This is a genomic window from Kribbella catacumbae DSM 19601, assembly GCF_000372465.1.
Lineage (GTDB): Bacteria > Actinomycetota > Actinomycetes > Propionibacteriales > Kribbellaceae > Kribbella > Kribbella catacumbae.
On sequence record NZ_AQUZ01000012.1, the window covers coordinates 137,594 to 162,661 of the forward strand.

General features: G+C 67.9%; 23 protein-coding genes. 8 read left to right on the top strand and 15 right to left on the bottom strand.

Annotation, left to right across the window (positions count from 1 at the left end; translation table 11 throughout):
• Positions 1–12: 12 nt before the first annotated feature.
• The 9 genes from A3ES_RS0115110 to A3ES_RS0115150 form a co-directional block, all read right to left on the bottom strand.
• A complete protein-coding gene (locus tag A3ES_RS0115110; RefSeq protein WP_020387673.1) occupies positions 13–1,293 on the bottom strand; it encodes an alpha/beta fold hydrolase in 1,281 nt (426 codons plus the stop codon).
• A complete protein-coding gene (locus A3ES_RS0115115; protein WP_020387674.1) occupies positions 1,290–2,132 on the bottom strand; it encodes an ATP-binding cassette domain-containing protein in 843 nt (280 codons plus the stop codon). The genes A3ES_RS0115110 and A3ES_RS0115115 overlap by 4 nt, the downstream gene beginning before the upstream one ends.
• Entirely contained in the window at positions 2,129–2,950 is an 822-nt protein-coding gene (locus A3ES_RS47240) for an ABC transporter ATP-binding protein (RefSeq protein WP_020387675.1), read from the bottom strand. Before A3ES_RS47240 ends, A3ES_RS0115115 begins: the two co-directional genes overlap by 4 nt.
• Positions 2,947–3,930 (bottom strand): ABC transporter permease, encoded by a 984-nt coding sequence (locus tag A3ES_RS0115125; protein ID WP_020387676.1) that lies wholly within the window; start codon positions 3,928–3,930, stop codon positions 2,947–2,949. Before A3ES_RS0115125 ends, A3ES_RS47240 begins: the two co-directional genes overlap by 4 nt.
• Complete coding sequence (locus A3ES_RS0115130; protein WP_020387677.1) at positions 3,930–4,880, bottom strand: ABC transporter permease; 951 nt, start codon at positions 4,878–4,880, stop codon at positions 3,930–3,932. Before A3ES_RS0115130 ends, A3ES_RS0115125 begins: the two co-directional genes overlap by 1 nt.
• Positions 4,881–4,883: 3 nt before the next feature.
• Positions 4,884–6,578: an ABC transporter substrate-binding protein gene (locus A3ES_RS0115135; protein WP_026162886.1), complete on the bottom strand. Its 1,695-nt coding sequence runs from the start codon at positions 6,576–6,578 to the stop codon at positions 4,884–4,886.
• A 15-nt stretch (positions 6,579–6,593) separates the two neighbouring features.
• Positions 6,594–8,507: a glycoside hydrolase family 127 protein gene (locus A3ES_RS0115140; protein ID WP_020387679.1), complete on the bottom strand. Its 1,914-nt coding sequence runs from the start codon at positions 8,505–8,507 to the stop codon at positions 6,594–6,596.
• Positions 8,508–8,734: 227 nt separating this feature from the next.
• Positions 8,735–11,260: a polynucleotide kinase-phosphatase gene (locus tag A3ES_RS0115145; protein WP_020387680.1), complete on the bottom strand. Its 2,526-nt coding sequence runs from the start codon at positions 11,258–11,260 to the stop codon at positions 8,735–8,737.
• Positions 11,261–12,682, bottom strand: coding sequence for a 3' terminal RNA ribose 2'-O-methyltransferase Hen1 (locus A3ES_RS0115150; protein WP_020387681.1), 1,422 nt, complete (start codon positions 12,680–12,682; stop codon positions 11,261–11,263). It abuts the gene before it with no gap.
• A gap of 323 nt (positions 12,683–13,005) precedes the next feature.
• On the opposite strand from A3ES_RS0115150, the gene A3ES_RS47245 reads away from it, so the two are divergent.
• The gene (locus A3ES_RS47245; protein WP_020387682.1) at positions 13,006–13,347 is read left to right on the top strand and encodes a hypothetical protein; all 342 of its coding nucleotides are present in this window, start codon (positions 13,006–13,008) and stop codon (positions 13,345–13,347) included.
• Between the two features lie 23 nt (positions 13,348–13,370).
• Here A3ES_RS47245 and folE read toward each other — a convergent pair whose 3' ends face one another.
• Complete coding sequence (gene folE / locus A3ES_RS0115160; RefSeq protein WP_020387683.1) at positions 13,371–14,036, bottom strand: GTP cyclohydrolase I FolE; 666 nt, start codon at positions 14,034–14,036, stop codon at positions 13,371–13,373.
• Positions 14,037–14,120: 84 nt separating this feature from the next.
• Between folE and A3ES_RS0115165 the strand changes: the two genes are divergently transcribed.
• Both A3ES_RS0115165 and ybaK read left to right on the top strand, forming a co-directional pair.
• Entirely contained in the window at positions 14,121–14,789 is a 669-nt protein-coding gene (locus A3ES_RS0115165; RefSeq protein ID WP_020387684.1) for a helix-turn-helix transcriptional regulator, read from the top strand.
• Between the two features lie 9 nt (positions 14,790–14,798).
• Entirely contained in the window at positions 14,799–15,290 is a 492-nt protein-coding gene (gene ybaK, locus A3ES_RS0115170; protein ID WP_026162888.1) for a Cys-tRNA(Pro) deacylase, read from the top strand.
• Positions 15,291–15,393: 103 nt separating this feature from the next.
• Here ybaK and A3ES_RS0115175 read toward each other — a convergent pair whose 3' ends face one another.
• The 5 genes from A3ES_RS0115175 to A3ES_RS0115190 all read right to left on the bottom strand — a co-directional run bounded on the left by A3ES_RS0115175 (position 15,394) and on the right by A3ES_RS0115190 (position 20,500).
• Entirely contained in the window at positions 15,394–16,518 is a 1,125-nt protein-coding gene (locus A3ES_RS0115175; RefSeq protein WP_020387686.1) for an epoxide hydrolase family protein, read from the bottom strand.
• Positions 16,519–16,621: 103 nt separating this feature from the next.
• Entirely contained in the window at positions 16,622–17,038 is a 417-nt protein-coding gene (locus A3ES_RS47250) for an ATP-binding cassette domain-containing protein (protein WP_085955563.1), read from the bottom strand.
• Entirely contained in the window at positions 17,014–17,148 is a 135-nt protein-coding gene (locus tag A3ES_RS56725; RefSeq protein ID WP_020387688.1) for a hypothetical protein, read from the bottom strand. The genes A3ES_RS47250 and A3ES_RS56725 overlap by 25 nt, the downstream gene beginning before the upstream one ends.
• A gap of 125 nt (positions 17,149–17,273) precedes the next feature.
• Positions 17,274–19,346 carry a phosphocholine-specific phospholipase C gene (locus A3ES_RS0115185; protein WP_020387689.1) on the bottom strand — a complete coding sequence of 691 codons (2,073 nt, stop codon included), beginning with the start codon at positions 19,344–19,346 and terminating at the stop codon, positions 17,274–17,276.
• A gap of 65 nt (positions 19,347–19,411) precedes the next feature.
• On the bottom strand, positions 19,412–20,500 hold the full coding sequence (locus A3ES_RS0115190) for a 3-deoxy-7-phosphoheptulonate synthase (RefSeq protein WP_020387690.1): 1,089 nt from the start codon (positions 20,498–20,500) through the stop codon (positions 19,412–19,414).
• 266 nt (positions 20,501–20,766) lie between these two features.
• Here A3ES_RS0115190 and A3ES_RS0115195 point away from each other — a divergent pair, with 266 nt between their 5' ends.
• From A3ES_RS0115195 to A3ES_RS0115215, 5 genes are all read left to right on the top strand, one after another.
• On the top strand, positions 20,767–21,393 hold the full coding sequence (locus A3ES_RS0115195) for a GNAT family N-acetyltransferase (RefSeq protein ID WP_020387691.1): 627 nt from the start codon (positions 20,767–20,769) through the stop codon (positions 21,391–21,393).
• A gap of 192 nt (positions 21,394–21,585) precedes the next feature.
• Positions 21,586–22,017 (top strand): hypothetical protein, encoded by a 432-nt coding sequence (locus A3ES_RS0115200; RefSeq protein ID WP_020387692.1) that lies wholly within the window; start codon positions 21,586–21,588, stop codon positions 22,015–22,017.
• A gap of 9 nt (positions 22,018–22,026) precedes the next feature.
• Positions 22,027–22,566, top strand: coding sequence for a histidine phosphatase family protein (locus A3ES_RS0115205; RefSeq protein WP_020387693.1), 540 nt, complete (start codon positions 22,027–22,029; stop codon positions 22,564–22,566).
• A gap of 432 nt (positions 22,567–22,998) precedes the next feature.
• Positions 22,999–23,292: a WhiB family transcriptional regulator gene (locus tag A3ES_RS0115210; RefSeq protein ID WP_083933465.1), complete on the top strand. Its 294-nt coding sequence runs from the start codon at positions 22,999–23,001 to the stop codon at positions 23,290–23,292.
• Positions 23,293–23,659: 367 nt separating this feature from the next.
• Positions 23,660–24,637, top strand: coding sequence for an aldo/keto reductase (locus A3ES_RS0115215; protein WP_020387695.1), 978 nt, complete (start codon positions 23,660–23,662; stop codon positions 24,635–24,637).
• Positions 24,638–25,068 lie beyond the last annotated feature (431 nt).

Below are 25,068 nucleotides of genomic sequence, written 5' to 3' on the forward strand. Positions count from 1 at the left end.
CCCCCGCGCGGGTCAGACGCCGCCGCCGATGGATCGGACCAGCTCCGTCAGCCGGCTGAACACCGTGTCGGACATCCGCAGCCCATCATGCTCGTACTCGTTCGTCACCCACGGCTGCAGGTTCCCGACCCGTCCGGCCGTCTCGAGTTGCAGACCGGAGTCGACGTACATGTCGTCGAAGTACACCGCGGCAGCAACCGGTACTTCGTTCGCGGCCAGCCGGTCCAGGTCGTACAGCGTGCTCCACTCCGTGCGCTTCGCGAGCAGCTCCACAGCCGCCTGGAACGGCCGCAGTACCCGGATCTCCTCGAACATCCAGGGGTACATCATCTCGCCCGTGAACAGCAGGGGCCGTGCCGTCTCCTCGAACTCGGGACGCAACGCCCGCTCCCGCTCGGCAGCCCAGCCCGTCGCGCCCTCGCCCGAGCCGTAACAGCCCTCCTGCAACGCCGCGAACAGCGGACCATCGGCGTACGAGCTCAGAGCCATCACCTGGCTCAGGAACGTGTCGGACAGCTCGTCGCCGGCGAACGCCTCGTCGATCAGCCAGTGGATCCGCTCGTACCCCGGCTTCATCCCGAAGTCGATCCCGAGCGACTGGAACCGGCGTACCGTCAGCAGGTCGCCATCCGGCAGCCGTACGTCGCCGGCGGCCAGCCGGTCGGCGATCGCCGCCACCCGCTCGATGTTGTGCGGATACCGGCGGTAGAACTCCCGATTCTTGGCCTCGACCCGCGTATACGTGCGCCGGTAGACGTCGGCGGCATCCGGCGTCACCGAGGGCAGTCCGCCAGTGACGTAGCAGGCCGTCAGCCCCTCGGGCGCCCGCGACAGGTAGGTCATGGTGATGAAGCCGCCATAGCTCTGCCCCAGCGTCGACCACTTCGCGCCGCCGAACACCGTACTGCGCAGGTGCTCCGCGTCAGCCACGATCGAGTCGGCCCGGAAGCACGCCAGGTAGTCAGCCGCTTCCTCGGCCGTGGCGAAGGAGCTCATCCGCCGCCCGTTGACCGGCGTACTGCGCCCGGTGCCGCGCTGATCCAGAAGCACGACGCGGTACGACTTCAACGCCTGACCGATCCAGCCCGTGGGGTCGGTAGGCCGTGGCGACTTGCCGCCCGGGCCGCCCTGCAGGAACAGCAGGCAGGGCAGCTCCTCGTGCTTGCGCGTGGGATCCACGAGCTCGCGAGCGAAGACCGTGATCCGCCGCGGATCGGCGCTGTCCCACCAGTTCAGCGGGACCTCGACGGAGTGTTCGCGGACGTGCATGCCGGGAATCGTGTAGCTGGTCATCTGCTCTGCATCCGTTCCTGTTCTCGCAATCGCCGCCGCCGGTCCCATTCCGGGTTGATCCGCGGAACCGCCGCCAGCAGCGTCTTCGTGTACTCGTCCTGGGGCCGGTCGAAGACCTGGTCGCGCGACCCCAGCTCGACGATCCTGCCCTTGTTCATTACAGCGACTCGCTGGGCGATCTGCCGGACGACGGCCAGATCGTGCGCGATGAAGATGTAGCTGAAACCGCTCTCTCGCTGCAACCGCACCAGCAACTCCAGGATCTGCGCCTGGATCGAGACGTCCAGCGCCGACACCGCCTCATCGCAGATCACCAGCTTCGGGCCGACCGCGAGCGCGCGGGCGATGCCGATTCGCTGCGCCTGGCCGCCGGAGAACTGCGACGGGTACCGCGTCGAGTGGTCCGGGTTCAGCCCGACCCGCTCCATCAACTCCTTGCTGAAGGCCCGCCCACCGCCTTTCGGCGAGATGCCTTGGTAGGCCAGCGGAGCGGTGACGATCCGCTCCACCGTGTACCGCGGGTTCAAGGATGAGAACGGGTCCTGGAACACCACCTGGACATCGTTGCGGAACCGGGCCAGCTGTTTCCCGGTCGCCCGGGTGATGTCCTGATCCTCGAACTCCAGCGTGCCACTGGTCGGATCCAGCAACCGGGCGGCGATCCGCGCGGTGGTCGACTTGCCGCTGCCCGACTCCCCCACGACCGCCAGCGTCTCACCGAGCTCGACGTCGAAGCTGACCCGGTCTACCGCGGTGAACGGCGCCTTCGGTGCCAGGAACCCACCCTGGCCCCGGGTGATGAACTGCTTGGTCACGTCCCGTACCCGTAACAGCGTCATCCCGCCACCTCCTCGGCCGCCGGAATCAGATCGTCGATCCTCGGTACTGCGTCCAGCAACGCGCGGGTGTACTCGTGCTGCGGGTCGGAGAAGATCTGCTCGGCCGTACCGTACTCGACCGGGTCGCCTTTGCACATCACCAGCACCCGTTGCGCGATCGAGCTGATCACCGCCAGGTCATGAGTGATGAAGATCAGGCCCGTACCGGTCTCGGCCTGCAACTCGGCGAGGAGCGCCAGGATCTGTGCCTGGACGGTGACGTCGAGTGCTGTGGTCGGTTCGTCCGCGATCAGCAGTTCGGGCGAGCAGCACAGCGCCATCGCGATCATGATGCGCTGCCGCTGACCACCGGAGAACTGATGTGGGTAGTGATCGATCCGGCGGGCCGGGTCAGGGATCTGCACTCGTTCGAGCGCCTCGATCGCGACCTTGCGGGCCTCGCGACGGGTTCCGCCCCGATGAGCCCGGTAGCCCTCCTCGATCTGCAATCCGACGGTGTAGTAGGGATTCAGGGACGACAATGGGTCCTGGAACACCATCGAGATCGCGTTCCCCCGGATGCTCCGCAGCTCCGCTTCGGACCGGCCCAGCAGCTCCTGCCCGTTCAACCGGATGCTCCCGGTGGTCCGGCCGCCTCCCGGCAACAGGCCCAGTACGGCAAGAGACGTCATCGACTTGCCGGAGCCTGACTCGCCGACGATGCCGACGGTATCGTCCCGGTCGACCGTGAAGGAGGCGTTCTTCACCACGTCGACCGGCCCACGGCTGGTGGGCAGCGTGACGGTGAGGTCCTCCACCACGAACAGTGTTTCGCTCATGCCGATGTGATCCTCACTCTCGGATCGAGGGCGGTGTAGACGAGATCCACCACGACGTTGCCGATGACAACGAAGAACGCCGCCAGCAGGGTGACCGCCATGATCACCGGCTGGTCGTTCTTCGCGATCGAGTCGGCAGCCAGCTTGCCGATCCCGTTCAGGCCGAACACCGTCTCGGTGATCAGCGCACCGCCGAGCAGCCCGGCGAAGTCCATCCCGAAGATCGTCGTGATCGGCGTCAACGCCGGCCGCAACGCGTGCCTGCGCAGGATCAGCGAGCGCTGGAGTCCCTTGGCCCGGGCGGTCCGGACGAAGTTCTCGGCCAGGGTGTCGATCACGTTCGCCCGAGTCAGCCGGGCGTACAGGCAGGCATAGCCGATCGCCAGCACTGTCCACGGCATCAGGTACGACTCGAACCACAGCCCTGGGTTGTCAGAGAAGGCGGGCGCTGACGGGAACGGCAGCACCTGCAGCTTGACCACCAAGAGGTACTGCAGAACGAGCGCCAGCACGTAGTTCGGAACGCTGACCCCGGTCAGGGCCAGAGCCATCGCGCTCCGGTCCCACCAAGTGCCCTGCCTGACCGCGCTGATCAGGCCACCGGCCACCCCGGCGAGAAGCCAGAGGATCGCAGCGCCGACCGCCACCGTGATGCTGACCGGAAGCCGGGCGGTGATCATCGTCCAGACCGACTCGTTGGTCTGGAAGCTGTACCCGAGGCAAGGCGCGGAACAGTGCGCCGTGCCGTAGTCGCGGCCGGCGACGATCCCCTGCAGGAACTCCCAGAACTGGGTCAACAGCGGCTGGTTCAGGCCCAGGACGGTACGAATCGAGTCGATCCGGTCCGGAGTACAGGTCTTGCCGCAGATCATCACCGCGGGATCCGGTGAGAGCTTGAAGAAGATCAGATAGGTGAACAGGCAGACCGCCAGCAGGATGACCACGACGCCACCCAGCCGGCCGATCACGTACCGCGTCATCAGGCTGCCTCCCCGGCGTCGATCACCGAGCGGATCTTGTCGCCGAGAACCGTCAGAGAGAGCACGGTGAGAAACAAGAACGCGCCCGGGATCGCGAAGAACATCGGGTCTACGGAGTACCAGCTGACCGAGCTGGAGATCATCTGGCCCCAGGACGCGGTCGGCGGCGTGACGCCGACGCCCAGGAACGACAGGCCGGCCTCGGTACCGATGTAGCCCGGTACCGCGAGCGTCGACATCACGATGATCGAACTCCGCAGATTCGGCAGGATCTCCCGGAACACCAGGGCGAGGTTCTTCGCGCCGGACGCGCGCGCCGCCTCGACGAACTCACGGTTGGCCAGCGTCATCGTCTGGCCGCGGATCACCCGGGCCAGATACGGCCAGCCGAACGCGCTGATCACCACCACGAGCAGGACCGGACGGTTCCCGGCCGGCAGCGAGGACAGGATCGCGATCATGAAGATCAGCGCCGGGAACGCCATCAGGAAGTCCATCACCCGCGAGATCAGCTGATCCACCCAGCCGCGGTAGAAGCCGGCCAGCATGCCGAGCACGACCCCGAGGATCCCGGTCAGCACGGTCGCCGAGATCGCGATCGTGATCGAGACCCGGGCGCCGTAGACGATCCGCGCGAACAGGTCGCGCCCGTTCTGCGGCTCGACGCCGAACCAGTGCTCGCCGCTGATCCCGCCGAGGCTTCCGTTCGGAACCCCGCCGAGGGCGGAGTTGATCGCGCTGGAGTCGAACTCGTACGGTCCCCAGCCGCTGAGTTTGGTGATCAACGGCGCGAACGCGGCCATCAGGACGACGATCAGCAAGAAGGCGAGGCAGAGCACCGCCGCCTTGTCATGCACGAGTCTGGTCAGGATCCGCTGGGTCGAGGTCGGGGGGCCACCAGCGGCGGCCCCCACTTCCTCGACCTCGAGCAGCGTGGGGGTCGTCGACATCGGCTACTTCCCGGCGTCCGTCAGACCGACCGAGACCAGGTCGATACCACCGGAGAACCCGTCGTGCAGATAGGCACCGGCGATGTTGCTGCCGACAACCATCAGGACCTTCTCGTACAGCAGCGGCACCATCGGCGCGAGCTTCATGATCTGCTTGTCCAGTTCGCCGTACGCCGCGTTGGCGGCCGTGACGTCCTTCAGCGCGGCGATCTCGTCGATCGTCTTGTTGACGCCCGGGTCGTTCAGCTGCGACAGGTTCGAGTTGCCCTTGGCGGTGATGTTGCGACCGTCGAACAGCGGCGGCAGGAAGGTCGCGCCGGACGGCCAGTCCGGGCACCAGCCGGTGATCGCCGCGTCGTGCTGCTGCGACGGAGTACCGATCACCTCGTAGTACGTCGAGGTGTCGATGATGTTGATCTTGACGGCGATCTTCAACGGCTGCAGGGCCTGCTGGATCGCCACCGCCATCGCCTGCATCTTCGGCTGCGCGCGGGTGTCCAGCGTCATCGTGAAGCCGCCGGCCTGACCGGCCTCGGTGAGGAGCTTGCGTGCGGCCTCGACGTCACCCTTGCCGTCCGGGCTCGGGTACGGGTCGTAGTCCGCCCGGCCGACGATGGTCGGCGGCTGGATGCTGGTGGCCAGGTCGGCAAGGGTCGAACCGCCGACGGCATCCCGGACGGTCTGCTTGTTCACAGCGAAGTTGATCGCTTGCCGGACTCGCACGTCGTTCAGCGGCTTCTTGGTGGAGTTCAGCCCCATGTACGTCGTACAGCCGCCGAGGCCGGAGAGCGTTCTCTGCTTGAGCTGCGGGGTCTGGATGCGGGCCACCGAGGCGGCCTGGATCGTGCCCGCGATGGCGTTGGCGTCCGTGCCCTGACCGGCGATCATCCGCTCGTCGATGGTGGCCGGGTCCAGCCCGAAGGTCCACTGGAAGCCGTCCGGCTTCGCCGCGCGAATGGAGTCGGTCTTGGCGTCCCACTTGTCGTTGCGGACCAGCTTCAGCGAGGCACCCGGCTTGTACGCCGAGACCTTGTACGGGCCGGAGGCGATCGGCTTGCTGTCGAGCTCGGTGCCTGCGCCGGTGCCCTTGGGGACCGGGACGAAGGTGTTCTGCGCGACCACACTGCCGAAGTCGGCGTACGGCTTCTTCAGGTGGAAGACGACGGTCTTCGCGTCCGGCGTCTCGATGGTCGGCATCTCACCCGACTTGTACGGCCCCTGGTAGCTGGCCGGTGCGGCGATGATCTGCTTCGCGTACGGCGAACCGATACCGATCTCCGGATCCCAGGCCCGGGACACGGCGAACTTCACGTCGGCGCTGGTGATCGGAGCGCCGGTCTCGAACGCGACGCCGTCCTTCAGCGTGAACGTCCAGGTCTTTCCGCCGTCGCTGGGCTTGCCGGTGTCCGTCGCGAGGTCGGGCACGATCTTGGTCCCGTCAGCGCCGGGCGCTGCACCCTGGGTGGTCAGCGTGCGGTAGATCAGCCGGTAGAAGTTGTTCACTCCACCGTCGAAGCCGCGCACCGGGTCGAGGTGCGAGAACCCGGCGTTGGCGAGGACCTGGACGGTACCGCCCGTGGCGGCCTGCCCGCCCGGGCCGGCCGAGGTCTTGTCCGCGCCGGCCGCGTTCCCGGAGCAGGCGGTCAGGGCGAGTGAGCCGGACAGCAGCAGTCCTGCCAGCATCGTCGATCTTTTCATGGGCTCTTCTCTCAATCAGCTCTGTCGGAGCCAGACGCGCATCGACTGCGCCTGGCGGTTGCCCCAGAGGAAGTACGGAACGAACGTGGCTACTACTTCGCTGTCCGGGCTGCCGAGCGCCGGGCGATCCCGCAGTACGGGGTAAAGTTCGTCGGGCGGCGGCGCGGCTACTCCGGCCGCGATCTCCAGTACGACGGCGTCTCCGTCGACGAGAGGCTTCGATACAGCCCGGGCGCCGGCCACTGCCGACGGGGTCAGCAGCAGGTCATCGATCGTTGCCCGGACATCTTGTTGCTCGACGCAATAAACGAGCGGTCCACGGGCCACCGCGACAGCGCCCCGAGTCGCGTCGAGGTACGGGTGCGAACCGTGCGCCCGCGCCGGCATCCGCAGTACCAGCCGGACCTCGTCGCCGGCAGCGAAGATGCGGCTCAGCGTCAGCCATCCGCCCTCCACCACATCGTCGGTCGGCACATCGTTCACGAACAGATAGGCCTCGTCGGCCCAGCTGGGAACACGCAGTACGAGGGTCTGCTCGTCGTCCGGCGCGCGATCGACCGTGATCCGGATCTCGCCGTCCCACGGGTACGCGGTTTGCACCTGGACGGCGAACGCGCCGGCGTCGATGCGCGCATCGGCGTACAGGCCGATGTAGATCGCGCCGTTTCGCTGCGCTGCCACGTAGTCCTGGAGCTGCGCCATCCAGCGGACGATGTTGGGCGGGCAGCAGGGGCAGCCGAACCATGACCGCCGCAGCGGCTCACCACCGCTCTCCGCACCGCTGCGCTGCTCGTGATCCGGGCGGCGCTGCAGCGGGTTGTCGTAGAAGAACGCCGCGCCGTCCGCCGAAAGCCCTACTGCATAAGCGTTGTAGAGCACCGTCTCGAAGACATCCAGGTACTTCGCTGCGCCGGTGGCGAGGAACATCCGCCAGCCCCACTGCATCGTCGCGATCGCGGCACAGGTCTCGCTGTACGCGCGTTCGGACGGCAGCTCGTACCGGTCGCCGATCGCCTCGTCGGAGTGCCGGCTGCCGAGGCCGCCGGTGACGTAGAGCTTGGTCGCCACCATGTCCGCCCAGAGCCGCTCCAGCGCCACCAGCAGCGACGTGTCGCCTGTCTCCAGATGGACGTCCGCGGCGCCTGCGGCGAGGTACGCCATCCGTACTGCGTGCCCGGTCACCGACGGGAGGTCCCGGAAGGGCGCGTTGTCCTGGAAGTACTCCGCCGGGAGGAGGCTGTGCTTGAGGTTGCCCTGGCCGCGACGGTCCACGAACAGCTGGGCCTGTGTCAGGTAGTCGCGCGTGCCGGTCTCGCGGTACAGCTCGACCATCGCCATCTCGATCTCGGGATGACCGCAGACGATCTCGTCACCGTCGGCGCCGAACTTGCGGACCACCAGGTCCGCGAACCGGCAGGCGATCGTGAGGAGCCTGGCGTCGCCCAGCTGGCGGTTCGCCGCGACAGCCGCCTGGATCAGGTGACCGAGGTTGTACAGCTCGTGACCCCAGGCGATGTCCTCCCACGGCTGCTTGGCGGACTCGGGGTCCTGGAAGAACGAGTTGAGGTAGCCGTCGTCGGCTTGCACCTGCTCGAGGAGCTCGATGGCTTCCTCGAAGAACTCCCGGGCGCCGGTCGGCTCGTCCTCGCTTCCGAGCTCGTACGCGAGGCCCTCGAGGGTCTTGTAGATATCTGTGTCCAGGAAGGGGTAGCGGCCGCGGTACGGGCCGGCGGACGGGTCGAGCAGGCGGCGGAGATTGTCTAGATTGCCCGCCTTCCGGAGCTCGGTCAGCGCATGCGGGATGGTCGCGAGACGGTTCCGCCGTTGCCAGTCGGCCAGCAGTCCGCCGGTCAGCTGGACCGCGTCGGTGGCCAGTGGCTCGACTACGCCGGCGCTCGTCCGGACCGCCCCAGGACGGCTCTTTGTCATCAGGTTCCTCACAGTGCCGTGTGACATTGCACTGACCCTAGAGGGAAAACCTTTGCCCTGACAAGCGATTCCGAAAACGAGCGCCCGCACGGCCGGGAACGACGCGGGTGCCCGGGGGTCGCGGACCGCCAGCACTCACAAACGTCACCCGGGCAGTCCTGGTCAGGCGTGGGCCGCTGTGCCCTGGGCTCCGCAGAGCAGGTTTGTGAGTGGGGGCGGTCCGGGCCCTAGAGGCGCGGGTCGACGGGCTCGGACTCTAGGGCCAGGACGGCGAAGACACATTCGTGGATTCGCCAGAGCGGCTCGCCGCGGGCTGCCCGCTCCAGCGCCTCCAGACCGACGGCGTACTCGCGCAGGGCCAGCGATCGCTTGTGGCCGAGCTTCCGGTCACGCAGCCGGCCGAAGTTCTCCGGCTCGGTGTAGTCGGGACCGTAGATGATCCGCAGATACTCCTGCCCGCGCACCTTCAGCCCCGGCTGCGCCAGCCCCTTCCCGGTCCGGACCAGGTTCGCCGCGGGCTTCACCACCATGCCCTCGCCGCCGGCACCCGTCAGCTCCTCCCACCAGGAGATCCCGGCATCCCACGACTCCAGGTCGACGTACAGCCGCCGGGTCGGCGTGATCAGTCCGGGGCCTGCGGCAACCATCCGATCCGCCACCGCAAGGTGCCAGGCGTGTGGCTTCTCCTGGTACGTCGCCCCCTCCGACGCCAGCAACTGGAACGGCGCCAGCCGCACCCCATCCAGCCCCTCGGTCGGCCAGCAGTAGCGCCGATACGCCTCGCTGAACAGATCCGCGTTCACCGTACGCCGCTGGGTCCGTGCGAGCATCTCCCCCACGTCAAGCCCTGCTGCAGCAGCGGATTCCAACGCAACGGTTGCCGCAGGCAAGGAAGATCGCGCGGCCGCACCGACAGCGGCGTACTGGTTGCGGAGCAGGTCGCCGGCCTTCGCGCTCCACGGGAGCAGCTCGGCGTCCAGCAGCAACCAGGAGGTGTCCAGCTCCTCGAACAGCCCGGCTTCCTCAGCTACGGCACGGAGCCGGAGCAGCAGGTCATCCGTCAGCGCCGTACCGAAGAACGACCGCCCGGTCCGCGTGTGCACAGCACCTCGTCCAGCCAGCCCGAACCGCTTCTCCGCGACCTCGTCGTCCCGAGTCAGCAGTACTACGGCGCGCGAGCCCATGTGCTTCTCCTCGCACACCAACTCGGTGACGCCCTGACCCTTGTACGCCTCGAACGCCTGCGCCGGGTGCTCCAGCAGTCCCGGCATCGGCGAGGTCGCCACCGGGCTCATCGTCGGCGGCAGGTAGAGCAGGAAGCGCGGGTCGATCGCGAATCGGCTCATCACCTCGAGCGCGGCGCCGGCCTGCTCGGCCCGGACGCTGATCCGGCCATGCGTGCCGGTCTCGATCACCCGCCGTCCGACCACGTCGGTGATGTCCAGGACATCCGGCTCACGCTCCGGCGCGGCCGGGACGTGCAGCGGCTTCGCGGGCTTGTAGTACTGCTCGGCGGCGTCCACCTGGACCAGCTCGCGCTCGGGATAGCGCAGAGCCGTCAGCGCTCCCCCGAACACACAGCCGGTGTCGAGGCAGATCGTGTTGTTGATCCACTCCGGCTCCGGCGTCGGCGTGTGGCCGTAGACGACCATCGCGCGGCCGCGGTACTCGGTCGCCCACGGGTAGCGGATCGGCAGCCCGAACTCGTCGGTCTCGCCGGTGGTCTCGCCGTACAGGCAGAAGGACCGGACCCGGCCCGAAGTGCGGCCATGCATGCGCTCGACCAGGCCTGCGTGCGAGACGACCAGGTTGCCGCCGTCGAAGACGTAGTGCGAGATCAGCCCGTCGATGAAGGTGGCGACCTCGGCCCGGAACTCCTCCGGCTCGGCGGCGAGCTGCTCCAGGGATTCGGCCAGACCGTGGTTGATCCGCACCTTCTTCCCGCGCATCGACCGGAGCAGCTTGTCCTCGTGGTTGCCGGTCACGCAGTAGGCGTTGCCGGCGGCAACCATGCCCATCGCCAGCCGCAGTACGCCGGGGGTGTCCGGGCCGCGGTCGACCAGGTCACCGACGAAGATCACGCGTCTGGCGGGGTGCACGGCGTCGATCGCGCGGCCTTGCTCGTCGCGGGTGATGGTGTAGTCCAGCGCGGTGAGCAGCTGCTCCAGCTCGGCCCGGCAACCGTGGATGTCGCCGATGATGTCGAACGGGCCGGTCTGGTCGGTGAGGTCGTTGAACAGCCTGGTCCGTTCGATGCTGACGGCATCGATCTCCTCGACCGTGGACAGCACGTGGACGCTGCGGAACCCCTCGCGTTTAAGGCTTTTCAGCCCACGCCGCAGCTGGGACCGCTGCCGGATGACCACCTGCTTGCCGAACTGCCGGTCGGGTCGCTGCTCGTTGCGCGCCACGCAGACCTGCTCCGGCGGATCGAGAACGATTGCCACCGGCAACACGTCGTGCTCGCGGGCGAGGGCGACCAGCTCCTTGCGCGCCTCCGGCTGCACGTTGGTCGCGTCGATCACGGTCAGCCGGCCCGCGGCGAGCCGTTTGCCCGCGATGAAGTGCAGTACCTCGAACGCGTCCTTGGTCGCGGCCTGGTCGTTCTCGTCGTCCGAGACGAGTCCGCGGCAGACGTCGCTGGAGATCACCTCGGTGCCGAGGAAGTGCTTGCGGGCGAAGGTGGATTTCCCCGACCCGCTCGCGCCGACGAGGACGACCAGGCTCAGTGCCGGTACGCCGATGAGCGCCATCTAGACCGCCTCCTTCCGGCGGAAAACGGCAAGCTGAGTCGGCGGGCCGACCTCGGGATCGTCGGGTCCGACCGCGCGGAACTCGACGGAGTACCCGTACGACCGGCAGACCGCCAGCGCCCACTCCTGGAATTCGGCCCTGGTCCACTCGAACCGGTGATCGGGATGCCGGAAGGCGCCGGCCGCGAGCTTCTCGAACCGCACGTTGTACTCCGAGTTCGGCGTCGTCACCACGACGGCTCCCGGTCGCGCCGCCCCGAACACCGCCTGAGCGAGCGCGGGCAGCCGAGGGGGGTCGACATGCTCGACCACCTCCATCAGCACGGCGGCATCAAGCCCGGCCAGCCGCGCGTCGGCGTACGTCACCGACGACTGAAACAACCGGAGGCGCTCCCGCTGCCGATCAGACATCTGAGCCACCTGCAGCCGCCGCTCGGCAAACCCCAACGCCCGAGAAGACACGTCGGTGGCTACCACCTGGTCATACCGCCCATCCTTCAAGAGTTCAGAAACAAGAACCCCTTCCCCACACCCGAGATCACCCACGCGGTGCCCGCCGATCTCCCGCAGTACGTCGAGTACCGCCTGCCGACGCTGAACCACCAACGGAATGGGCTGAGTGTCGTCGCCAACCTCGGTGAGGGGCTCGTCTTCTGTGAGATCGCCGTCGGCTTCGGTTAGGCGGTCTAGGGCTGAGTCGGTGAGGTTGCGGCGGTGGGCCAGGTAGCGGTGGGAGATCTGTTGTTTGTCTGGGTGGGTGGCCAGCCAGCCTTCGCCGGCTCGGATTAGTTTTTCTACCTCGTCGGTGTCGACCCAGTAGTGCTTTGCGTCGTCGAGGACGGGGAGCAGGACGTAGAGGTGGTTGAGGGCGTCGGCGAGGCGGAGGTTGCCGGTTAGGCGGAGGTCGACGTAGCGCGAGTCGCCCCACTCCGGGATCTCCGGATCGAGCGGGACCGGACGGGCATCGACGGTCCAGCCCAGTGGCCCGAAGAAGCGTGCGGCCAGCGCGGTACCCCCGTTGCATGGGAGGGCGGGGATGTGGATCTCCAGCGGGATCGGCCGGGTCGCGAGCTCGGGGCGCGCGTCGCAGCGGCCGTTCATCGCAGTACGGAAGAGTTTGCCGAGCGCGACCGCGAGCAGGCTCGACGCGGCGTACGGGCGGTCGCTGACGTACTGCCCGAGCGTGAACCCCTCAGCCGCCTTACCCTTGCCCCTCCCCGAGCGGACCAGCGCGATCGGATCGACCTCCAGCAACACTGCCGCCGTACACCGTTCGACCGTCGCCTCCGGGTAGAGCACATGCGCCACCCCACCCGCGACCTCCACCGACTGCGGTCGCGCCGGATTCTTGTGCAACAGGAATCCGAGGTCGGTAGCGGGAACATCTGGGCCGGCCGAGCGAGTGGCGATGGTCAGGAACACTTCCGTATTCGACCACGCGGAGCGTCCATCCACCGCCTCATTTGTCAGTAGTTAACAGGCACTTGTGGATCGAAGACTGAGACACGCCCGATCACCTCTGGCGTGTCCGGCCGGTTGGTTCTACCTTGATTTGCAGTGAACGAGTCGCTACAGGCCGTCCTTCCCCGCTGACAGTCCGTACCGGTCCCCGGTTTGTGGCGAATGCCCTGAACCACGCCGACACCCGGGGAAAGGACCATGGCAACTCCCTCAGGCCATCCCAGCACCAGTAGCAGTTCCACCGGCAGCAGACAGCGGTCCATGCGTACCGAAGAGGTCCGCCGGTGAAACCCCAGACCTTCGAACTCGTCAGGTACGCGGATATCAGCGGAGTCTCCGGCACCGGCACGGTCGCCGAAGGATGCGTCTTCACCGACGGCTCGGTGGCGCTGCGCTGGCACGGACAGAACCCCTCCACCGCGGTCTGGCCGGACCTCGACTCCATCCTCGCCGTCCACGGCCACTGCGGAGCGACCGTCGTCCGCTGGCTCGACGTCTCCGAGATGGAGACGGTCCCCGGCACCGACCTGCTACCTGGCGAGGTCGCCCACATCCTGGCAACCGGCCGCCACACCCATCACTCACCAACCCACACGCACCACCCACCGGCAATAGCCACAGCCTGACCGTACGCCGGTACGCCGCGGAGTCAGGCCGAGATGCCGGTGAGGGCGAAGAACTCCTGGCGCGAGCCGGGGCTGTCGCGAAGCATGCCGTGCAACGCCGAGGTGACCGTTCGCGAGCCGATCGCGCGGACACCCCGCAACGACATGCACTGGTGCTCGGCTTCGATCACCACGCCCACACCCTTGGGCGCGAGGTGGTCCTGCAGCCAGTCGGCGACCTGCTTGGTCAGCCGCTCCTGCACCTGCAGGTCACGCGCGAACAGCTCAACCACGCGGGCCAGCTTGGACAGCCCGAGGATGCGCTCGCCCGGCAGATAGCCGACGTGCGCGACGCCCTCGAACGGCAGCATGTGGTGCTCACACAGCGACTGGACCGGGATGTTCTTGGCCAGCACGAGCTCGTCGTACCCCTCGTCGTTCGGGAAGGTCGTCAGCTCGAACTCGCGCGGCGTCAGCATCTCGGCGTACGCTCCTGCCACCCGCCGCGGCGTCTCGGCCAGGTGGGCGCTGTGCGGATCCCGCCCGAGTGCCACCAGCAGGTCCGCCACCGCGCGCTCAGCCCCGGCCAGGTCGATCTCCGGGCGCCGGCCGACGACGTGCAGCGGCACCGTGCGGCGGGTTGTCGCCGGCTCCAGGGCGGCCGGCTCGTCTAGCCCGGCAGGGTCCAGCTCGGTTCGGATCGTGGTCATCTGGGCGCCTCCAGCGTCGAGAACGGTTGACCTTAAGAGCCACCTTACTGTTTCGTCAACAACAGTTGGCGATAGAATCACGGTGTGGACCAGCCGACGGACGCGAGCATCCAGGCGGTCGCCGCGCTCGACGAACCGACCCGGCGCCGCCTCTACGACCATGTGGTCGCCGAGCCGGCACCGGTCAGCCGCGACGAGGCCGCCACAGCCCTCGGGGTGCCCCGGACGACGGCCGCGTTCCATCTCGACAAGCTCGTCGAGGAAGGCCTGCTGACGACCGTTTTCGCCCGCCGTACGGGCCGGACCGGACCAGGCGCGGGCCGCCCGGCCAAGCTCTATCGCCGCTCCGACCTCGAGATCGGGGTCTCCTTCCCAGAGCGCCAGTACGACGTCGCCGGGCGCTTGCTCGCGACCGCGCTGGAGGACGCCGAGGCGTCGGGCTGCTCACCTCGGCAGGCGCTGGAACGACGCGCGCGCGAGTACGGCGAATCCGCCGGCCGGATCCATCCCGGCGTTCCGCTCGCCGAGGTTCTGCAGGCGCACGGCTTCGAGCCCCGGCGGAACGGCCCGGCTCTCGACCTCGCGAACTGTCCGTTCAAGGCGCTGGCCAAGGACCATCCCGACCTCGTCTGCAACATGACGCTGCACCTGCTCGGCGGCTTGCTCGACGGCCTCGGCGGGACAGGGCTGCAGGCCGTCCTCGAGCCTCAACCCGCCCATTGCTGCGTGCGCCTCACTCCCGCACCGCACTAGGGTTCGGGGGTGGCGAAAGGTAAGCAGAGCGGACAGGGAACGCCGGCAACGGTCACGCTGACGAAGGCGGGCGTGACGTTCACGACGCATCTGTACGAGCACGATCCCGCGGCCAAGTCGTACGGACTCGAGGCCGCGGAGGCGTTGGGGCTCCAACCTGGGCAGGTGTTCAAGACGCTGCTCGTCGAGGTGGACGGGAAGCTGTCGGTCGGCGTCGTGCCGGTCGACAAGCAGCTGGATCTGAAGGCAGTGGCCGCGGCCCTCAACGGCAAAAAGGCCACGATGGCAGACCCCGCGGCCGCCGAGCGGATCACCGGCTACGTCGTCGGCGGCATCAGCCCGATCGGCCAGAAACGCCTCCTGCCCACAGTCGTCGACGAGACGGCGACGATCCACGAAACCGTCTACGTCTCCGGCGGCCGCCGAGGCCTAGATCTCGGCCTCTCCCCCACCGACCTGATCAGCCTGACGTCGGCCCGAACCGCCCCCATCGCCCGCTAGCGTCCCGACCGACAGGACATAGTCGGTTCCGCGCCGGGAAGCCACGCTCAAGCGAGGTCCCGGCGGACCGGAATCAGGCACTATGTCCTGTCGGTCGGGACGGTTACCTGACGGTGCGGAAGAAGGCGACCAGGTCTTCGGCCAGTAGTTCGGGTTCCTCCCAGGCGGCGAAGTGGCCGCCGCGCGGCATGGCTGTGTATCTGGTGACGTTGTAGGTGCGCGCCGCCCAGCTTCTCGGCGGCCGGACGAGGTCTTCGGGGAAGACGGCGACCGCGGTCGGCACAGACACCGAGGTGACCCGCTCGCGCATGCCGTGGTGGTATTCGTAGTACGGGCGGAAGGACGTCGAGATCGAGTTCGTGAACCAGTACAGCGACGCCTGGGTCAGGACGTGGTCGTCGCTGAAACGCGTGCTGAGGTCACCGTCGCAATCCGTCCAGGCGCGGTACTTCTCCAGCAGCCAGGCGAGCAGTCCGGCCGGAGAGTCGGACAGGCCCGCGCTCAAGGTCGCCGGGCGGGTCGCCTGCTCGTGCTCGTACCCGCCCTCCTCGGCGGTCCACTCGGCGTCGGCGTCGAGGTAGGCCTGCTCCTCCGGCGTCACCTCGTCGGGGTCGTACTTCGCCGGGTTCGCGACCGCGAGCAGATGGATCCCGGCGACGGAGTCGGGATACGTCTGGCCGAGCAGCGAGCTGATCCCTGCACCGAGATCGCCGCCGTGCGCGCCGTACCGCTCGAAGCCCAGCTCGTCCTGCATCAGCCGGTGCCACAGCTCGTGCGTCGAGGTTGCCGGTGGCAACGAAGGTCGTTGCGGCGAGAAGGCGAACCCGGGCAACGAAGGCACGATCACGGTGAAGGAGTCCTCCACCGGCCGCCCGTACTGCGAGGGCGTGGCGAGCCGCTGAGCCAACTCGGTCAGCTCGAGCACCGAACTCGGCCAGCCATGCGTCAGCACGATCGGCAGGGCGCCGGGGTGCTCACCGTCGTACCGGAGGTAGTGCACCGGCACGCCGTCCAAGTCGGCGAAGTACGAGGGCAGGGCGTTGACAGCCGCCTCCTGCTTGCGCCAGTCGAAGCCGGTGGCCCAGTACTCGACCAGCCTGCGCAGTTCGGTGCCATCGGCGCCGGCCTCCCACCCGGCACCCGGCCAGCTAGTTGCCCACCGCGTCCGGCGCAGCCGCGACCGCAGGTCTTCCAGTTCGTCGTCAGGAACAGCGAGTACAGCAACCACGCGAACGATCCCTCCCCAAAAATCGCCCCGAAGAGGACCACCCTGCCGCAGATCGTCAGGAACCGCTAGCGGCCGTGGTCAGTTAAAGTGAAGATGAACCTTTTCACCGATCTTCGCCGACAAGATTGCGTGGCGCGCCGTCATCGCCGACCTGGAGTGCGCCGGTCATCAGCGAGACCACCTGGCTCATCGACGCGTCGGCGGGGCTGACTACCGCTGTCCTCCGGCCGAGCCGGTGGACATGGATGCGGTCGGCCAGCTCGAAGACCTGCGGCATGTCGTGGCTGATCAGTACCACCGGCAGGCCGCGGTCGCGGATCCGGCGGATGAGATCGAGGACCAGCCGGGACTCCTTCACACCGAGTGCCGCGGTTGGTTCGTCCATGATGACGAGCCGGCTGCCGAACATCGCCGCCCGGGCGACCGCCACCGCCTGGCGTTGACCACCGGACAGGGTCTCCACGATCTGGCCGATGTGCTGGACAGTTTCGATGCCTAGGGGGCGCCGGTGTCCTGGAATCCGCTCGGCTTGCCGCCATCCTTGCCAAAGGCAACCACAGCGTCGACCCCCTGCTCGGCCATCTTCTTCGGGAACTGCATCACCGTCGCCAGGTATTTGCCCGCCTTCACATCGGCAACAGGCGAGCTGGGCCAAGGCGCGGACGGCCACCACTACCTAACCTCGCTACCAAGCACTTTTCCTCGGCGTGTCGCGCCGTCTGAGCGGGTTGTGTAGTGGTGGCGATCCGCAACGCTCAGCCGGTGACGCTGGGTGTGCCGGATTCCAGGTGGCCGGTGAGGCGGCGGCGGTAGGTGGGGTCTTCGGTGGTGGTGACTTCCACGTCGTACCAGCCGTGGTCGGTCGGCCAGATGAGTGATCGCGTTTGCCTGCCGCGGACGTCCTGGTGGATCGTCCGGCTTCCGTAGCCGCGCGCCTTGAGCTTGACGCTGAGTGGCTTGGTGCCGGTGTTCTCGAGTTCCACCTGCAGCGAGTTGCCGGACTTGCTGACTCGGACGTCGAGGCCGGCCGCGACGCCTTCGACGGAGCCGGCCAGTTCGACCCAGAACCGGTTCGGGCCCTGGACGGCGAGCTCGTACGGGCCGCTCACCGGAACGTCCTGGAACAGCAGTCCCCGTACGTCGAGATGCGCCGGCGCGGGCAGTTCCCCGCCGTACGGGTAGATCGCGAAGTGCGCGGCACTGTCAGCTTTGTTGCCTAGTCGCAGTTTCAGCTTGCCATCGGCAACAAAGCCCGAAACCGACGGCTGGTAAGGCAATGCGCGGGCCGGACGCCGACCTGGTTCTTGCAACGGAAGTGCTTGAGTGACCGGCGGCGTCGGCTTCCAGCGTGAGACCGGCGCGGGTACCGGTCCAGGTGCGTCGACCGACGGCTGACGGTGCGACCGCTTGAAGTCGAAGGCCGACGTCAGGTCACCGCACGCGGTCCGCCGCCAAGCGCTGATGTTCGGCTCCTTGACGCCGGTCCACCGCTCGAGGAACTGGACCACCGACGTGTGGTCCGACACCTGCGAGTTCACGTGCCCGCCCACCGACCACGGCGAGATCACCGTCATCGGGACGCGCGGACCAAGACCGATCGGGCGGCCGGCGTACCAGTCGTCGCCCTCACCCGACGAAGGCCGCGGCGCGACCGGCGGCGGGACGTGGTCGAAGTACCCGTCGTTCTCGTCGAAGTTGATCAGCAGCACCGTCTTGGACCAGGTCTCCGGGTCCGAGGCGATCGCGTCGAGCAGGTCGTAGACGAGGTTCGCGCTGCCGATCGGCGTCGACGAACCGGGGTGTTCGGAGTCGATGGCCGACGGGACGAGCCAGCTCACCGCGGGCAGCTTGCCGGCCTTGATATCGGCACGCAAGCGCGGTACCAGCGACTCGGGCTCGCTGCGGTACATCGCCTTGTGGAAGAGCTTCTGGTCGGGCAGCGGCTGCTTCGCGACCGCCGCCTCGAGCAACTTCAGCGCGGCGGTCTGTTCGGCCGGATCCTTCTCGAAGAGCTTGTCGTAGAACTCCTCGGTCGTGCGGTAGCCGGGCACCGAGGCGAGGATCCGGCGGCCGAGTTCCTTGAAGGTCTTGAAATACTCGACCGCGTTGTCGGTGAAGTTGTCCCACTCCTGGTAGATCTGCCAGGACACCCCGGCCGCTTCCAGTCGCTCCGGGTACGCCGTCCAGTCGTAACCCTTGTGGTCGTACGAGTACGCCGCGTTGGTGACCGCGCGTTGCGTCGTACCGGGCTCGTACCCCGTCGTACCGGACCACAGGTAGTTGCGGTTCGGGTTCGTCGAGCCGTTCACCGAGCAGTGGTAGGCGTCGAGGATGGTGAAGGTCTCGGCCAGCTCGTACTGCAGCGGGATGTCGCGGCGGTCGTAATGCGTCATCGACGCCGAGGTCTTGGCCTGCACCCAGTCGTCGTTCCAGCCGTTGCCCCACGCCTGGGTCGCGTCGGTGTAGCCGTGCGGGAGCGCCCCGAGGTACTGGATGTCGTCCGGATCGCGGCCGGCGTCGGCGGCTGCCTTGCGGATCGAGAACGGCAGTACTTCGCCGCCACCGCTCACCGGCTGGTGGAACACCGACTTGCCGTTGCGCAGCCGCAGCGGCAGGCGGTCGCCGAACCCGCGGACACCGCGGAGCGTGCCGAAGTAATGGTCGAAGGAACGGTTCTCCTGCATCAGCACGATCACGTGCTCGATCGCGTCGAGTCCACCGGGTCTGATCGGTTGCGCCATCGCCGCGTGCAGCGACGGTGGGAGCAGCGACAACGCTGCCCCACCGGCTGCGGATCCCAGAACCAGGCGGCGGGAAATCTCAGTCATGCCCCGGACAGTAAGTCAGGACGTGGCCCTGACGGGATGCCTCAGGGCCGACATTCTCCTGAAGTTCACGCGCCGGTACGACGCAAGATCGCGGCGTCGCGCAAACCCTCCAGCACGGTCTCGGTGGTCTCCCAGCTCAGGCACGCGTCGGTGATCGACTGTCCGTAGGTGAGCGGCTTCGTCGGGTCGAGCTCCTGGCGTCCCTCGACCAGGAACGACTCCAGCATCACACCGACGATCGCCTTGTTGCCGTCGGCCACCTGCTGCCCGATCTCGGCCGCCACCGCCGGCTGACGGCGGTGGTCCTTACGGCTGTTCCCATGGCTCGCGTCGATGACGACCCGCTCGGCCAGGCCGCCCTTGCGCAGCAGCTCGGTCGCACCCGCGACCGACTCGGCGTCGTAGTTGGGACCGGCGTCGGAGCCGCGCAGTACGAGATGGCAGTCGGGGTTGCCGCGGGTGTGCAGGATCGCGGGAGCGCCGTCGTGGTCGATACCGGTGAAGACGTGCGGGACCGCTGCTGCCTTGATCGCGTCGACCGCGGTCGCGATGCTGCCGTCGGGACGGTTCTTCATGCCGATCGGCATCGAGAGCCCGGACGACAGCTGCCGGTGCACCTGGCTCTCGACGGTCCGAGCACCGATGGCGCCCCAGCCGACGGTGTCCGCGATGTACTGCGGGGTGATGGGGTCGAGGAACTCACAACCGACCGGCAACCCCTTGGCCAGTACTTCGAGCAGCAGCGCGCGGGCGGTGCGCAGACCCGTGTTGACATCGCCCGAACCGTCGAGGCCCGGGTCGTTGATCAGGCCTTTCCAGCCCAGCGTCGAGCGCGGCTTCTCGAAGTACACGCGCATCACCACGAGCAGGCCGTCGGAGAGTCGTTCAGCGACCGGGCGCAGGCGTTCGGCGTACTCGAGGGCGGCCTTGGCGTCGTGCACGGAACAGGGGCCGACGACAACGAGCAACCGGTCGTCGACACCGTTGAGCACATCGGTGACGGCCTGCCGGCCGCTGACGACGGTCTCAGCGAGCTGCGGACTCAGCGGCAACTCGTCGTGCAGCGCCAGCGGTGTGATCAACGGGACGGTCTTCTCGATCCGTCGGTCGACGACCGCGCCCTGCGGTACGGCCTGCTGCGGGAGGGTGTTCATGGGGGACCTTTCCGCCGGTACTCCGCGGTGGACCCGAGGACAGCGCCGGCTGGGAATGAGAAAAGGCAAGGACGAGTGTCCTTGCCTTCGAGCCGGCTCTGGTTCTTCGCGTCAGGCGTCAGCAATCAGCTGAGCAACCCGGCACCACAGCCGGCCACTCAAAAAATCGCCAATAGCAACGCTTCACGGCACCGACGATATCACCCACCGCAACCGGCCCCGCAAACCTGGTGGCCCCGCCGCCCCCACCATGGTTGCCTCAAGACATGACCGACGCCGCATCCCCGACCCATGCCGACGCCGTACCCGCCCCTGCCCGGACCGACGCCTTGCCCGCTCGCGCGTCCGCGCCCGGGACTGACGCCGTGGCCGTCCGGGTCGCCCGCGCCGGCGAGCTTGGCGATCTGCAGTCGATCGAACTGGCGGCCGGCGAACTGTTCCGCGCGATCGGCATGGTCGACGTCGCCGAGCATCCGCCGCCGGAGATCGAGGTCCTCGATAGTCACCGGCGCGCTGGCCACGCGTGGGTCGCGGTCGGTCCGGACGACCGGCCGATCGGCTTCGCGTTGGTCAAGCTGGTCGACGGCGCCGCGCACCTCGAACAGATCAGCGTTCATCCGGACCACGGCCGCCAAGGGATCGGGCGCCGGCTGATCGATCACGTCGACCGCTGGGCAGCGGCACAGGGCATGCCCGCGATCACCCTCACCACCTGCCGCGGTGTCGCCTGGAACGCGCCGTACTACGCACGCCTCGGCTTTCGCGAACTGAGTACCGCCGAGCTCACTCCAGGGCTGGTCGAGATCCGGGACAAGGAGACGGCGATGGGGCTGGATCCGGCCGAACGTGTCGTCATGCGGCGGGAGATCGAGACTCCCGATGTCACTGGGTGAGATGCGGATTTTCCGGGGTGTAACCGGGAGCGGCCGTGGGTCGTTGAGGGTCGCAACAGGTTGAGGACTTCTAAGGGGTGCAAGCACGGTGGCAGTTCCGCTCGGGGGTCAGGGTTTACTGGTACCGCGGGTCGAAGGTTGCGTCAGCGGTAGCTGCGCGCCCCTCGGTAGTCGCCCGGCCGGGGCCGGGCGGTGAGGCCGCGGACTTTCGAACTGGTCCGCTACCGCGATCTGAGCGGGGTCTCGGGCACCGGCGTGGTCGCTGAGGGGTGTGTGTTCACCGACGGGTCGGTGGCGCTGCGCTGGCGCGGCAACAACCCTGCGACCGCGGTCTGGCCGGACGTGGAGTCGGTACTGGCCGTCCACGGCCACCAGGGCGCCACCGAGGTCCGCTGGCTCGAAGACGAACTGTCCGCCGCCTACGCGAGCACTGACACCGACGGGTTGGCTGCGCCGGCGGCTTGGTCTGAGCCTGCGGGTGATACTGCGTCGGATGCTGGGTTTGACCTGGAGCAGTTGTTCGGCGGCCAGCACAACGTGCGGCCGCCCAGTTCGATGGCCGATCCTTCCGCGCTCCCGCCCAGTCGCGCCAGAGGCTGGGCGGGAGCGCGACACCTCAGGTAGAACGATCTCGTGACCCAGATCTACCTGGTCCGGCACGGCCAGCCCGACTACGCACCGGTGGATAGCCGTGGCTGGCCCGGAATGGCCGCTGACGCCGCTCCGCTGGCTCCGGAGGGCACCAAGCAGGCCGAAGCCGTCGCGGACCTCCTGAGTGGCATCGGTGCCACATACCTGGTCAGCTCGCCGTTCACCCGCGCCCTGCACAGCGCCGCGATCATCGGCCACCGGCTGGCCCTCGGCGTACGGGTCGACTACGACCTCCGCGACTGGCTGCCCGACAGCACGGGTTCCTGGCGCGGCGTAGCCGACGTACGAGCGGCTCAGGCTGAGCTCGACGCGTACGACGGCGAGTGGCCGGCCGGGATCGTCCGACCGTGGGAGCCACTGTCGGCAGTACGTGCTCGCGCCCGAGCCGCCCTGGCTCGGCACACGGCCAGCACCGATGGCCCGGTGCTCGCGATCACCCACGAGATGGTCATCCGAGCCCTAACCGGCGAACGCGACACCGCCCACGGCAGCCACCGGTACTTCCGTTACGACCCCGACTAGCCCGTACTTCGGCGTGCGGGTGCCCTTGGCAACAGAAGTGGCGGAAGTCACAGCGGGTGATGGGATCGGGTTGATCCGGTCACCAGTCTTCGGCCGGTCGACGACTTCCGTTGGCGAGTCATGGCGTTGCCAGGCGGAGGGCTCCCCTCCGATGTGACCTGCGAGTAACCACCTGCTGACCGTGTGTTTTGGCTCAATCCGCGTCCGCGCTTCCGGCTGCGCAGGGTGGTCGCGGTGATGCCGAGCCGGCTCGCGGCAGGTTTTTCGAAGGGCGGTCCGGATGGCCATTCCACGCTCCGGAACGGCGTGAATCGCCACGGGCCGATAACAACTCGACCGAAGTTCGAGACAACAAGGGTTGAACTGCGCAGGAGTTGAGCATAGTTTTCACCGAGCGCCCGTCCGCGCTCACGGTGAGTCAAGGAGGTTGCCATGTCGAGAGGGATGCCTCGCCTACCCCGCCCGCTCATGGATCTGTGGGACTGGCAGTCGCAGAGTGCTTGCCGCGACGTCAACCCGGAGCTGTTCTTCTCCCCCGAATCGGAGCGTGGCGTTCGCAAACGCGCTCGCGAGATGGTGGCCAAGTCGCTCTGCGGTACCTGCCCGGTCCAGCCCGAATGCCGTCAGCACGCCCTCTCCGTCGGAGAGCCGTACGGCGTCTGGGGTGGGACCACGGAATCCGAGCGGGACAACGTCGTACTCGCCGAACACAGGAAGTCCGCCTGACGGCCGCCGGGAGCTGAACCACCCGACCCACCCGGGTCCGGCCTCTGGCCGGACCCGGCCCCGACCTTCCAGCGGCCTCACCCGCCGCTAGGTCGGCCCAACACCTCGCCCCAGGCTCCAGCCCAGCTGGATCCGTCGAGATGCGCCTCCGCCTGGCAACGATTGCAGGCGGCCACGGCGCGGCTCGCGACGCCCGCTTTGACCGCGCCAGGGCGTCCGGCGTACGGGTCGCCGCTTGAAAGAGGTACTCACAGACCCCTGAAGAGCAGGGCCTCTTTGGCGGGAACGGACGACGGTCCGTCCGTGGTTACGTGGACAACAGGCAGAGCACGCGCCTGGACACAGAACCGCAGAAACGGAGCCTTTGATGAAGCACGTCTCCCTGGGTGGACTGGACGTCTCCCGGATCGGCCTCGGCGCCATGTCGATGTCCGGCTACTACAACGTCGGCGAGGGTAGCGAGGCCGAGTCGATCCGTACCATCCATCGGGCGCTGGACCTGGGCGTCACGTTCCTCGACACCGCCGAGATCTACGGCCCGTTCGCCAACGAGGAACTGGTCGGCCGAGCCTTGCGGGGACGCCGCGATCAGGTGGTGCTGGCAACGAAATTCGGCCTGGTGTCCCACGCCGGCGACGGCCCGGGACACCTGGACAGCAGCCCGGCGAACATCCGTACCGCGGTCGAGGGCTCGCTCAAGCGACTCGGTACGGACCACATCGACCTGTACTACCAGCACCGGGTCGACCCGAACACCCCGATCGAGGACACCGTCGGCGCCGTCGCCGAGTTGATCGCCGAAGGCAAGGTCCGCCACCTCGGGCTGTCCGAGGCCAGCGCCGCCACGATCCGGCGCGCCCACGCCGTCCACCCGGTCACCGCTCTGCAGACCGAGTACTCCCTGTGGACCCGGGACGTCGAGGCCGAGATCCTGCCACTCCTCCGCGAGCTGAACATCGGCTTCGTCCCCTACTCCCCACTCGGCCACGGCTTCCTCACCGGTGAGATCCGCTCCACCGACGACCTCGCCGACGACGACTGGCGCAAAACCAACCCCCGTTTCACCGGCGAGAACTTCCATCGCAACCTGCTCGTCGTCGACGAGGTCAGAACCGTGGCCACCGAAGTGGGCGCCACCCCGGCCCAGGTCGCCCTGGCCTGGCTGCTCGCCCAAGGCAACGACATCGCCCCAATCCCCGGCACGAAGCGGGTCTCCCGCGTCGAAGAGAACACCGCCGCAGACGGTGTTGAACTCACCGCCGACCAGGTAGAACGCCTCAACAACCTCACTCCGGCCGCGGGCGAACGGCACGAAGAAGCCGTCATGGCGTCCATCGACCGCTGACGGGCGAGGGCCAGCCAGCGAGGCGCAGCGCAGGCCTCGCGAGCCCGACCGCGCCCCACCCAATCCGAGCACCACCACCAGCTCCAGCATCCACCCACGAAGCAGCCGGCGCAGCGCAGCGGAGCAGGCGTCGCGAGCCTGACCCGTGGCCGGCACACCGGGCATCGACGCCCGCACCCCGCGCCGATCCGCGATGCCGGTGAGTCAAGACCGGCGCCTCTGGCAGGAGGTTGCTGCAGACGAGTTTGGTCAAGTCGCCGCGGCACCTGCAGGGCAGCTGAGCCGGGTTACCCGCATCCCCGAGGGGTTCGCTCCTCGGCGTGGGGATAGCCCACTGCTCTACCAGTGGGTGATCCCTTCGAAGCGGGGTGAAGCACGCCGATTGGTAGCTGGACCCCGATGGCCGGCGCGGCGACCTGAGCTGGGTTACC